The organism is Sorangium sp. So ce119 (genome assembly GCF_051524405.1).
GTDB classification, from domain to species: Bacteria; Myxococcota_A; Polyangia; order Polyangiales; family Polyangiaceae; genus Sorangium; species Sorangium cellulosum_G.
Window position 1 is genome coordinate 3110193 of record NZ_CP150310.1, and the last position, 12271, is coordinate 3122463.

A 12271-nucleotide genomic window follows, 5' to 3' on the forward strand; every position below is an offset into this window, starting at 1 on the left:
TACCATGCCCCGAATGGCCGCCACCTTCGCCACCTTCTCCCTCGAGGGCGACAACCTCCCCGCGGACATCGCCGTCACCCGATTCGAGGCCGTCGAGGGGGTCTCCACCCCGTACGCGGTCGACGTGCGCTTCTCGACGGTGGACACCGCCTTCCGGGTCGAGGATTGCCTGCGCAGCCGCCTCTGCCTGCGGGTCATCGACACCTCCGGCGCGCAGCGGCTGTTCGACGGCATCGTCGACCGCGCCGGCTTCGCCCGCGTCGCGGGCGAGGGGCGCCAGTTCGACGTCCGCCTGCGGCCTGCGCTCGCGGCGCTCGCGCACCGCGAGGGGTCCCGCATCTTCCAGGAGAAGAGCATCGTCCAGGTGGCGCAGACCGTCTTCGAGGAGGCGGGCTTCGGCGACAAGGTCGAGTGGCGGAACGCGAAGGAATACGAGGCGCGCGAGTTCATCGTCCAGTACCGCGAGTCGCACCTCAACTTCGTCTCACGCCTGCTCGAGGACAACGGCCTCTTCTACTACTTCCGGCACGAGGTCTCCGGACACACGATGATCATCACCGACGATCCCTCCTCGTTCGAGGTGGAGGAGGGGACGCCGGTGATCTTCCGCATGGCGCAGGGCGGCCTGCCCGGCAGCCAGCCGCTCGCGAAGCTCACGAGGACGCGCGCCCTGCGCACGAGCAGCGTCCACCTGCGGGACTACGATTTCGAGAAGCCCGCCGTGAAGCCCGAGTCCGCGCTGCCCCGCAAGGAGGCCATCGAGCTGCCCTATTTCGAGTACCCCGGCGGCTTCACCAAGGGGAGCGTGGGCGCGCGCCGCGCCGACGCCCGCATGCGCGAGCTCTCCGCCGACGCCGACGTGTGCGAGGGCGAGAGCCGCGCGGCGGGCCTCAAGGTGGGCGAGCCGTTCCTCGTCGAGGGCGCCGCCGAGCCGTGCCTCAACGGCCAGTTCGTGGTCACCCAGCTCGTCTCGCGCGGCAACCAGACGCTCACCGGGGGAGAGACGAACTACGACGTCGAGAACCATTTCCGCGGCATCCCCAAGGGCGCGCCCTTCGCGGCCGAGCGCCGCGCGCGCCGGCCGCGCATCCGCGGCATCCAGACGGCGGTCGTCACGGGGTCGAGCACCCAGGAGCAGGCGATCCACGTCGACAACTACGGCCGCATCAAGGTGCGCTTCTTCTGGGACCGGCAGGGCCAGCAGGACCACACCGCGAGCTGCTGGCTGCGCGTCTCGCAGCTCGCGATGGGCGGCTCGATGATCCTCCCCCGCGTCGGCTGGGAGGTCTCCGTCGCCTTCCTCGACGGCGACCCGGACCGGCCGCTCGCCCTCGGGCGCACGTACAACGCGGAGAAGACGCCGCCGCAGTCGCTCCCCGCCGCCAAGGCGTCCGGCTCTCTCAAGAGCATGTCGTCGCCGGGCGCGGGCGGCCATAACGAGATCGGCATGTCCGACAGCTCCGGGAGCCAGGGCTTCGGCGTCCACGCCCAGAAGGACCTCAACGTCACCGTCAAGAACGACAAGGTCGATGAGGTCGCGGTCAACGAGGAGAACCACATCAGCGTGAACGGCTCCCGCTCGGTCAAGGTCGACGAGTCGATCACCGTGTCCGGGAATCAATCGCTCGACGTCGGCGCGGTGCTCTCCCACAAGATCACGGGCAACCAGAGCATCTCGATCGGCGGCAACGACACGACCAACGCGATCAGCAATCACGTCGAGAAGGTCACGGGCAACCGCTCGTATACGGTGAGCGGGAATCAGATCACGATATCGAACGGCATCGAGCAGTCGATCACCGGCGACATGAGCCGCAAGGTCGGCGCGGTGCAGATCGCCGGCAGCCTCGCCTCGATCAACGACAACGTCCTCGGCGGGATGGCGGAGACGGTCGGCGCCGTGAAGGCGCAGATCATCAACGGGAGCCACGGAGAGCAGATCACCGCCAACAAGGACCAGACCTCCCTCGCCGCCGAGCTCCACCTGACCAAGGGCTCGATCTCCCAGGTGGCGACCGGCGTCACCAACCTGGTGGGCGGCCTGCATTACCAGAAGCTGAACGGCGATCTGGTCGTCCAGGCGCCGCTCATCACGCTCCTCGGCGCCGTCGGCTCGTTCAAGGGCGGCGGCAGCGAGCTCAAGCTCGGCGGCGGACCCGTCGTGATCAAGGGGACCAAGATCGCGGTGAAGGGCGCCCTCGTCGTCAAGATGGGCGCGTCGATGAAGCTCGGATCGTGAGATCCGCGGGCGCCAGTGAGGTGAAGAGTGGCTGAACAACATATCCTCGCGATCCCCTCCGTCAGCGTCGAGGGCAAGGTCTACCGGGTGCTGCGCTTCGAGCTCACCGAGCAGCTCTCGGAGCTCACCCGCCTCGAGTGCGAGCTGCTCGACGACGAGGCGCCGCTGCCGCGGCCGAAGGACGTCCTCGACAAGCGCGCGGTGTTCACGCTCACGCGCAGCGACGACACGCAGACCCGCACCTTCGCGGGCACCATCGTGGCCGCCGAGCTCCTGCCCGACAGCGACGACGTGCCCACGCTGCGGATCGAGGTCGCGCCGGCGCTCTGGAACCTCGGGCAGCGCGCCGACTGCCGGATCTTCCAGGAGAAGAGCGCGGTCGACATCGTGAAGGAGGTCCTGGAGGGCGCGGGCGTGCCCGCGGGCCAGCAGGACTGGCGCCTGGCCGAGCCGCACCCCGCGCGCGTCTACACCGTCCAGTACCGGGAGCGGGATCTCGATTTCATCCACCGCCTCCTCGCCGAGGAGGGGATCTACTTCGCGATCCACGTGAAGGACGAGCAGGACGTGCTCGTCTTCAGCGATTCGCCGACCGGCCTCGAGGACATCGAGGGCGCGACCACGCTCCCGTTCTACCAGGACTTCGGCGTCGACGGCTTCGCCGATCGCGTCGTCCGCCTCTCGCGGGAGGTCTCGGTGCGGAGCGACAAGGTGTTCGTCCGCGATTACAACCCCGACAAGCCCTCGCTCAAGCTGGAGGCGTCGGCCGAGGGGAGCGATCCCGGGTCGCACGTGCTCGAGATCTACGAGTACCCCGCGCGCACCGCCGACGTGAGCGCGGCGGAGCGGCTCGCGAAGGTGCTGCTCGACGCGGTGCAGGCCGAGCGCGACGTCGTGCACGGCGAGACCGGCTCGCTCGCGCTGCTCCCGGGCCGGCGCTTCTCGGTGGAGGGCCACCCCTACGACCCGCTCAACCAGGAGTACCTCGTGGTCCGCGCGCGCATCGCCGGCAGCCGCCCGCGGAACTTCGAGCTCGCGGGCCGCGCCGGCGCGGACGACGGCGACGGCGCGCGCGACCTCCGCATGGCCTGCGAGTTCTGGGGCGTGCCCACCGGGACCACGCGCTACCGGCCGCCGCGGCGCGCCCGCGAGCAGGTCATCCCGGGCGCGCAGACGGCGATCACCACCGGGCCCTCGGGGCAGGAGATCCACACGGACGCGAGCGGCCAGGTGAAGGTCTCCTTCCACTGGGATCGCTCCGGCAAGAAGGACGACACGTCGAGCCGCTGGATCCGCACGAGCCAGGTCCCGACCGGGGGCTCGATGCTGCTGCCGCGCGTCGGCTGGGAGGTCACGGTGCGCAACCTCGAGGGCGACGCCGACCGGCCCTTCGTGCTGGGTCGCATGTACAACGCGCTCACGCCGCCGCCCTACGCGCTGCCGAAGGAGGCCGGGAAGAGCTCCCTCCAGACCGCGACGACGCCGGGCGGGGGCAGCTCCAACGAGCTCAGGATGTCGGACGCGAAGGGCGCCGAGGAGATGTTCATCAACGCCTCGAAGGACATGTCCACCGAGGTGAAGAACAACGCGACCGAGTCGATCGGCAACAACCACGCGAAGAAGATCGGCGCGGATCAGTCGACGAACGTCACGAACAGCACGACGAGCAGCGTCGGCGCCAACCAGAAGATCTCGGTCTCGGGCAACCAGGCGATGAAGGTCGAGACCTTCCACGTGGACGACATCGGCGGCGACCACAAGCTCGCGATCGGCGGCAACCGCGACATGAAGGTCGGCGGCGATCACAAGCGCGACGTCACCGGCGACAGCGCGCTCACCGTCTCCGGCAACCAGATCGATCTCGTGGTCGGCTCGGTCACGGACGCGACCCTGGCCGCCTTCAAGCACGAGGTCGGCGCGGCGCTGGTCGAGCTCGCGCTGGGGCATCGCACCGTGACGGTCCAGGGCGACCGGAGCGAGACGGCCACCGGCGCGAAGGTGATCGCGGTCAAGTCCGGGCGCGGCGTCGAGGTCGGCGGCTCGATGAACGTGAAGGTCGGCGGCGCGATCGTCAACGTCGCCAACGGCGATCGCGTGGAGAGCTCGCTCGGCACCTACACCGAGCTCGCCGGCGGCGCGCAGATCGTGAAGGCGAACAACGTCGTCTTCGAGGCGACCGGCGCGCTCACGCTGGTCATGGGCGCGTCGATCGTCTCGCTGACACCGGCGAGCGTCGCGATCCTCGGCCTGTCCGCGAAGCTCGACGGCGACGTCGCGGACACCGCCGCGCTGGTACTCGACAACTGAGGAGCAGGAGGCGAACGTGGCACGCCAGACCGTAGCGCACTTCACGATCGAGGATGTCCCGGCGGCCCGGGTGCTCCGCTTCGAGTCGATCCACGAGGCGGGCAGGCCGCTCGTGCTCGACGTCGAGGTCGTCCTCCACATGTACCAGGAGCTCGACGCGATGATCGGGAAGGGAGCGGTGCTCTCCTTCGGCGCGCCCGGCGAGGAGCCGCGCGTCATCGCCGGCACGGTGGAGGCCGCGACCTCGATCGGCTCGACCGAGCTCGGCATGGAGATCATCGGCGCGCGCTACGCGGTGCGCGTCGTCTCCTCGCTCGCGCTGCTCGCGCGCAGCGTCGACTCGCGCATCTTCCAGGAGCTGAGCGCCAAGGAGATCGTCGCGCAGGTCCTCGCGGAGCACGGGGTCTCCCGGGTCGAGTGGCGGCTCAGCGGCGACTGTCCGAAGCGCGAGTACTGCGTGCAGTACCAGGAGAGCGCGCTCGCGTTCATCTCGCGGCTCATGGAGCACGAGGGCATCTACAGCTTCGTCGAGGTGGACGCCGACGGGGAGCTCCTCGTCTTCGACGACGACAGCACCGTCGCCGGGCCGATCTCCGGCGATCCCGCGCTGCCGTTCCGGCGGCGCACCGGCCTGAGCGCGGCCGACGAGCGCGACGCCATCTACGCGATCCGCGAGCGGGAGCGGGTGCGCTCCGGCAAGTTCGTCCTCCGCGACTTCGACTTCAAGCGACCGAAGCTCGACCTCACGGTGACCGCGGCGTCGAGCGAGCGGACGGAGCTCGAGCGGTACGACTACCCGGGCGGCTACTTCGAGCCGAGCGAGGGCGAGCGGCTCGCGCAGATCCGCCTGGAGGAGGAGCAGGTCGAGCGGCGCACGATCGAGATCGACGCCGTGTGCCCGCGCCTCGCGGTCGGCCACAAGCTCACGATCACGGACGCCGGCGAGCTCGACGGCGAGTACTTCCTGTTCTCGGTGACGCACACCTTCGTCCACGAGGAGGAAGGCGAGCGCGAGGGCGCCGCGCCGCGCTCCAGGGCGCGGGCGCGGCTCGTGCCCGCCGACGTGAAGTACCGACCGCGGCGCATCACGCCGATCCCGGTCATCGAGGGGCCGCAGACGGCGACGGTGGTGGCGCCGGCCGGCTCGCAGCCCGAGGCGATCCACACCGACGAGCACGGCCGGTGCAAGGTCAAGTTCCACTGGGATCGGAGCGACGCTGTCGACGACAAGGCCTCGTGCTGGATGCGCGTCGCGCAGCTCCAGACGTCGGGCTCGATGATGCTCCCCCGCATCGACTGGGAGGTGATCGTCGAGTTCCTCGAGGGGAACCCCGACCGCCCGATCGTCACGGGCCGCCTCTACAACGGCGTCTTCATGCCGCCGTACGCGCTACCCGAGGGCAAGACGCGCTCGGCGATCCGGACCGCGAGCACGCCGGGCGGCGGCGGCACCAACGAGGTCCGCTTCGAGGACAAGGCGGGCGCCGAGGAGATCATGATGCACGCCCAGCACGACATGAAGACGGCCGCCGCGAACAACGCGAAGAAGAACATCGGCAACAACGAGACCACGGTGATCGGGAACAACGCGTCGCTCGAGGTCGGCGGCAACCAGACGACGAAGATCACGAAGGGCTCGTCGAACACGATCGGCGCCGATCAGACGATCAGCGTGGGCGGCAACCGCACCCTCGAGGTGAACGCGGTGTCGGCGCTCACGGCGAAGGGCAACGCGACGACCACGGTGGGCGGGAACCAGTTCGAGATGGACGGCAACCCGCTCGAGGCGATGCTCGCGCTCGCCGCGCAGGCGGCGGTGCAGTTCGCGAGCGTGATGGCGAACAACGCGATCTCGGCGATCCAGGGGCAGGTCGACGGCGCGATCAACCAGGTGATGGCGCCGATCAACGGGCTCACGCAGCAGGTGCAGGGGGTCGCCGGCGCGATGGGCGCCGTCGCCGGCGGCGACATGAGCCGCATGCCCGGGATGATCGCGGGCGCGTCGGGCATCCCCGGCGCGAGCCAGCTCGCCGCCTCGATGGGCGGAGGAGGCCGCGGTGGTGCTGGCGGCGGCGGCGGTGCTGGTGGCCCTCCGAACATGCTCGCGTCGATCGCCTCGAACGCGGCGCACAACGCGCTCGCCGGCGGGATCTTCGTCCAGCCGGAGGCGCTCGCCTCCGCGCTCGGCATGGACTCGGGCGGCGGGGGCGGCGAGTCGATGGCGAACGCCGCCGGGCCGGAGGGCAACGTCGACGGGGTCGACGCGACCGATCGCGAGAAGGGGCCCGGGCACTCGACCGCGAAGGTCGCGGGCACGCACAAGGAGGACGTCGGGTCGATGAAGGTCCTCGGCGCGGTCAAGGACATCGACAACAACGTGACCGGCAAGAAGACGATCGACGTCGGCGCGGCGACGGTGCAGGTCGCGTTCGGCAGCTATTCGGAGACCGTGACCGGCTCGAAGAACGAGAAGGCGACGGGGCTGGTCGTGCTCAGCAGCGCGGGGGAGAGCGAGACGGTCACCGGCTCGCGCACCGCGATGGTGGGCGGCGCGATCGTCGACAAGCTCAAGGGGTCGCACGTCGTCCAGGCCGTGGGGCCTGCGACGTTCATCGGGGCGTTCCACAAGGTGGAGGCGAAGGGGGCCATCGTCTTCAAGTGCGGCGCCAGCGAGGTGGTGATCGACGGCGGGGGCGTCACGATCACGTCGCCGCTCGTGGCCTTCCTGGCCCCGAAGATCCAGCTCCCGAAGAAGGTCTCGGAGGTCTGATGGCGGCTCCTTTCGACGGTGGTTCCTGTCCGGCCGGCGCGTCGCCCGCGGTGGAGGAGCTCGAAGCCGATGCCGGCGCCGAGGAGGCCTCCGACGCCCCGCGCGTGACCCTGGACGACGTGCTGGCCGAGCCCGTCGCGCCGGCGGCGGCGCCGCTCCCGGCGCGGCAGGCGCAGCCGCTCGGCGCCGCGATGCGGACCGCGCGCGTTGCCTCGATCGCCGGCCGGGCGGCGCAGATCTTCCTGCGGGGCGTGGACGGGCCCATCGAGGCCGAGGTCGCGCCCGAGGTCGACCCCGAGGCGATCGCCGACGCGCGCGCCCGCGGCGACGCCGTGCTCGTCGAGCTCTGCGACGGCGCGCTGCCGCTCATCGTCGGGGCGCTCGCGACGCAGCGGCCGAAGGCGCTTCACCTCAAGGCGGCGACGATCACGATCGAGGGCGAGCAGGAGCTGCTCCTGCGCTCGGGCCGGGGCGCGGTCCGCATCCGCGAGGACGGCGACATCGAGGTGGTGGGCAGCCGCATCAGCGCCGCGTCGCGGGGGCTGTTCCGGATCGTGGGGCGGCTGCTCCGGCTGAACTGACGCCGCGCGCCGGGCGGGCCCTCGGGGCGCGGCTCAGCGCCGCGCGCTCTGCTCGACGAGCGCTTGCCATCGCGCCTTGAGCGCCGGATCGGACTGGAAGCGCTCGTGCCACATCGCGTGGAGCGCGGTCCAGCTCTGCGGGTCCAGCCCGTAGTGACCCTGGATGTCGTGGACGTGCGCCGGGTGCTCCCGCACGTCGGCGCAGATGCGCGCGTACTGGGCGAGCGAGATGCGCTCGACGCGCCGTTTCATCTCCGCGTCCACCTCGGGGCGCGCCCCCGCCGCGGACCGCGAGAGCGACGTGTTTGCCGGCGACCCGTCGCCGGAGCTCGGCTGCTGGAACGGCAAGGCCCAGCGCCCGGTCGGCAGCGGGGGCGGCCGTGGCACGGCCTCGTCCCTGCTGGAGGCCCGCGGCGGCGCGGGAGGAGCGACAGGGCGCGAGAAGGGCAGCGCGTTGTCGGCGGGAGGCGAAGGGCTCTGACGCGAGAAGGGCAGCGCGTTGTCGGCGGGAGGCGAAGGGCTCTGACGCGAGAAGGGCAGCGCGTTGTCGGCGGGAGGCGAAGAGCTCGGGTGAGAGAAGGGCAGCGCCTTGTCGGCCGCGGGAGGCGGGGCAGGGCGAGAGAAAGGCAATGCGTTATCGGCCGCGGCAGGCGGGGCAGGGCGAGAGAAAGGCAATGCGTTATCGGCCGCCGGAGGAGCGACAGGGCGCGAGAAGGGCAATGCGTTGTCGGCCGGAGGAGTGACAGGGCGCGAGAAGGGCAAAGCCTTGTCGGCCGCAGGCGGAGGGTTCGGGCGCGAGAAGGGAAGGGCGCTGTCGGTCGAAGGTGGCGGGGCCCCCCGAGAGAAGGGCAATGCGCTGTCGGTCAGCGTACCAGGGATCTTCCGAGCGAAGGGCAGCGCCCTGTCGGCGGGTAACGCGCTCATCGTGCCGACGTTCGTGGTGTCCATCCTCGCCGCGGTCGCCTCGACCGGGGCTGCGTTCGACGCGCCCTGACGGAAGGGCAGCGCGTCCTGGAGTGGGACAGCCCGCATGTCGAGGAGCGTCACGAAGGCCCGCGGCGCGGTTGGCGGCGGCTCCGGAATCGGCGAGGGCCGAGGTGTAGGCGTGGCCGCAGGCAGCGGCGACGGGATGGCCGCAGGCAGCGGCGACGGCGTGCCCGAGGGCAGCGGCGACGGCGTGCCCGAGGGCAGCGGCGACCGATCCATGAGCGGTCGCGCCGCCGGCCCGCTCGCGCTCGACCTCGCCCACGGCGAGCGCGCAGCCTCCTCGTCGCTCACGCCTGCGGCGGCCACCGGCGCCGCCCCGTCCGGGGGCGCGCCCCCCAGCGCCGGGAGGTGCGCCTCGGGCGCCACCGGCATCGGCCCCTCCGGCTTCCTGCGCGCCTCCCGCAGCTTCGCCTGGGCGCGGCGCTTCTGCTCGCCGACGAGCTCCAGGTAGCGCTGGCTCGGGCGGAGCTGCCCCCGCGCGGCCTGCGCGGCGAGCTTCGCCAGCCAGCGCTCCCGCGCCGCCTCCCACCCCTCGACCGAGAGCCCCGCGCCGGCGAGCGCCTCGTCCCGCGGCGCGCCCGCCTCCAGGGCCCCGGCGATCGCGGCGAGCTCCTCGAGCGTGATCGATCGGCTGTTCCCCTCGCTCTCCACCATGCCTCCCCCAGCATACCCCCGCCGCCGCGCCGCAGCGCGGCCCCGGCGCCGGCCGATCCCGCGGCGCGGCCGTCCCGCTACTTCATCGCCCGCTGGAACCGCGCCATGAGCTCCTCGTCCTCGAGCATCGCCGCGGTCCACCGCTGCTGCGCGCTCAGGTAGTCCTCGAGCGTCAGGTCCAGCCGGCTCAGCACCGTCGCCATGTCGGTGCCCCGCTTCATCGCGCGCGCCGCCTCGAGGAAGCGGTCGAACGACAGCTCGTTCCTCGCGCGGGCGCGCTGGACCCTCGCGAACGTCTCGGCGAAGACGGCGACCAGCGGTGGCACCCCCACGTCCTCGCCGTCCTCGTCATCCGCCTCGGACAGGCGCGCCTGCCAGGCGTCGTCGAGCGCCTCCCAGCGCTCCTCGTCCAGCCCGTGCGCGGCGAGGAGCGCCGCGCGATCGGCGCTCGGGTCCGCAAGCCGGGCGGCCAGCGTCGCGTACGCCTCGAGGTCCTCCGAGGGATCTTTCATCGCGCGGCCAGGCTACCTCAGCGCGCAGCTTGGGGCCTCCTCCGCGCAGGTGTATCCATGGCGCGTGTCCTTCACCTATCTGCCCTTCGTCGCGCCCGGCGGTCAGGAGGGGCAGCCCTCCGCGCCCGCCGGGATGGCCCCGCCCGCCCTCGACCAGCTCGAGCGCGGGCACGCAGCGCTCCGCCGCGCCGCGCGGTCGCTCGAGCACGACGTCGAGCCCGTGATCGACCTGACGGCGCCCGCGCGCGCCCTGGAGCGCGCCGCCGGCGCGATCTACGACGCCTTCGACGGCCGCGCCGACCGCCAGGGCGCGGTGCGCGCTGCCATGATGGAAATCGACAGCGCTGCTGTCCCGATCGGCGAGGCGGCGGGGCTCGACGCGGGCCTCGCGACCGTGGGCGCGCTGCTCCGGGACGCGCGCGGCTGGCTCGAGCACGCCGAGGCGCGGCTCGCCGGCGCGCCGCCCGCGCCGCCGCTCGACCCGCCCCCGATCCTCGCGAGCCGCGATCGGCCGCGGCTGCACGCGGTCCGGCGCGCGTCGCTCGTGCCGAGGCTCAAGGTCCCGGAGCCGCCCCCGGCCGAGCTCGTGGCGAAGCCGCCGCCGCCGATCCCGCGGCCGACGACGTTCGACGAGCTCAAGGCCGCCGTCGCGACGCTGAAGCAGCGCGCGCCCGCGCCCGGCGCGCTCCCCGCGGCGGCGGAGGCGCGGCCGCCCGCGCCGCGCGGGGACGAGCCCGGCGCGCGCCCCGCGCCGCCGCCGGGCTTCGCGCGGGAGATCGGCGCCGCGATCGACGACGTCGCCTTCCTCCGCGGCCGCACCCGCGAGTGCTTCGAGGAGGTCGCGATGGTCGGCATGCAGCGCGCGCCGCTGCTCGGCGACCCGTTCCGCGGGGCGCTGGTGCTCGAGCGGCGCATGCTCGCTTCGATCGACGTGATCGCGGCGATCGGGGCGCCCGCGCTCGAGCACGTGCCGCGGCTCGTGGCCGAGGCCCCGGTGAAGGACCCGAGCCTCGCCTTCGCGAGCGCGATGGTGCTCGGCTGCTTCGCGGGCCGCGACGCGCTGGCCGCGGCCGAGCACGCGCTGCTCCGGAGCGAGCGGGACCGTGCCTTCATCGAGGCGCTCGGCGCCGCGCTGAAGCTCGTCCCGCACGAGCTCCTGCCGCTCGCGCTCCGCGGCCTGCTCCGCGAGCCCGAGCCGCTCCTCCGCGCGATGGCGATCGACGTCCTCGCCTACCGGGGCCTCGCGACCGAGGACGAGCTCGTCGCGGCGGCCTCGGACGAGGCGGCGCCCGTCGCGGCGCGCGCGCTCCACCACCTCGGCTGCGCGCCGAGCCAGCGCCTGCCCGAGCTGATCCAGCGGGCGCTCACGTCGGCCGCTGCGGCGGATCCGGAGCTCCGCGAGGCCACCTGGACGGCCATGGCGCTCTCGGACCACCCGCACGCCTCGATCATGCTGCGCACCGCGATGGAGGCGCCGGAGGGCGGGGACGCGGCGGCGCTCCTGCTGGCGCTCGCGGGCGACGAGGCGGACGCGCGGCACCTCGTCGCGCGCGCCTTCGAGGCGCCGCGCCACGGCCTGATCGTCGCCGTGGGCTGGGCGGGCGCGGCCTCGTCGGTGCCCTTGCTGATCGACCTGCTCGAGCGCGAAGGGGACAAGGCGACGAAGCTCGCTGCCGCCTACGCGCTGGAGCGGATCACCGGCGCCGGCATGTGGGAGGAGGTCGCGGTGGAGGACGACGAGATCGTCGTCGCCGAGCCGCCCGACCCCGACGTGGGTGAGCCGCGCGAGCTCAAGCTCGCGCAGATCGTGAGCGATCCCCGCGACCTGCCCGCGGCGCCGGCGCCGGAGCTGGTGGAGCAGCCCACGGTGGACGCCGCGCGCTGGCGGGCGTTCTGGATCGAGCGCTGCCATGGCTGGGATCTGGGCGCGCGGTACCGGCGCGGGCTCCCGTACACGCCCGAGGTCGCGCTCGACGAGCTCGATACGGGCCGGGTGACGCCGGGCGAGCGTCGGTCGATCCAGCGCGAGCTCATCGTCCGCACCGGGCACTTCGTGCGCTTCGATCCGCACGACTTCGTGGTGGACCAGGAGGAGGCGATCGCGGCCTGGCGGCCGATCGCGTCGCGCGCCTCGGGCGCCCCGGGCCGCTGGACGCGGCCCCGCCGACGCGCGGGGTGAGCGCGGCGACATCGACGAGGCGCCGCGCGCCTGGCGCCGCCT

7 protein-coding genes are annotated in these 12271 nt (G+C 72.7%); 5 read left to right on the forward strand and 2 right to left on the reverse strand.

Annotation, left to right across the window (positions count from 1 at the left end):
- Positions 1–13: 13 nt before the first annotated feature.
- From WME76_RS11815 to WME76_RS11830, 4 genes are read left to right on the forward strand one after another with little or no spacing between them, the layout of a single operon-like run.
- Positions 14–2239, forward strand: coding sequence for a type VI secretion system Vgr family protein (locus tag WME76_RS11815; RefSeq protein WP_437960240.1), 2226 nt, complete (start codon positions 14–16; stop codon positions 2237–2239).
- 27 nt (positions 2240–2266) lie between these two features.
- Complete coding sequence (locus WME76_RS11820) at positions 2267–4546, forward strand: type VI secretion system Vgr family protein (RefSeq protein WP_437960241.1); 2280 nt, start codon at positions 2267–2269, stop codon at positions 4544–4546.
- Between the two features lie 16 nt (positions 4547–4562).
- Entirely contained in the window at positions 4563–7316 is a 2754-nt protein-coding gene (locus WME76_RS11825; protein WP_437960242.1) for a type VI secretion system Vgr family protein, read from the forward strand.
- Entirely contained in the window at positions 7316–7897 is a 582-nt protein-coding gene (locus WME76_RS11830) for a hypothetical protein (RefSeq protein WP_437960243.1), read from the forward strand. Before WME76_RS11825 ends, WME76_RS11830 begins: the two co-directional genes overlap by 1 nt.
- Before the next feature lie 33 nt (positions 7898–7930).
- Here WME76_RS11830 and WME76_RS11835 read toward each other — a convergent pair whose 3' ends face one another.
- Both WME76_RS11835 and WME76_RS11840 read right to left on the reverse strand, forming a co-directional pair.
- Positions 7931–9538, reverse strand: coding sequence for a hypothetical protein (locus WME76_RS11835; RefSeq protein WP_437960244.1), 1608 nt, complete (start codon positions 9536–9538; stop codon positions 7931–7933).
- Positions 9539–9615: 77 nt separating this feature from the next.
- The gene (locus WME76_RS11840) at positions 9616–10050 is read right to left on the reverse strand and encodes a hypothetical protein (RefSeq protein WP_437960245.1); all 435 of its coding nucleotides are present in this window, start codon (positions 10048–10050) and stop codon (positions 9616–9618) included.
- Positions 10051–10114: 64 nt separating this feature from the next.
- Here WME76_RS11840 and WME76_RS11845 point away from each other — a divergent pair, with 64 nt between their 5' ends.
- The gene (locus WME76_RS11845; RefSeq protein WP_437960246.1) at positions 10115–12229 is read left to right on the forward strand and encodes a hypothetical protein; all 2115 of its coding nucleotides are present in this window, start codon (positions 10115–10117) and stop codon (positions 12227–12229) included.
- Positions 12230–12271: the final 42 nt, after the last annotated feature.

What these genes read in the sequence shown, in the direction of transcription:
- WME76_RS11815 (WP_437960240.1), top strand. Translation starts at nt 14, where the DNA reads ATGGCCGCCACCTTCGCCACCTTCTCCCTCGAGGGCGACAACCTCCCC.
- WME76_RS11830 (WP_437960243.1), top strand. Translation starts at nt 7,316, where the DNA reads ATGGCGGCTCCTTTCGACGGTGGTTCCTGTCCGGCCGGCGCGTCGCCC.
- WME76_RS11835 (WP_437960244.1), bottom strand. Translation starts at nt 9,538, where the DNA reads ATGGTGGAGAGCGAGGGGAACAGCCGATCGATCACGCTCGAGGAGCTC.
- WME76_RS11840 (WP_437960245.1), bottom strand. Translation starts at nt 10,050, where the DNA reads ATGAAAGATCCCTCGGAGGACCTCGAGGCGTACGCGACGCTGGCCGCC.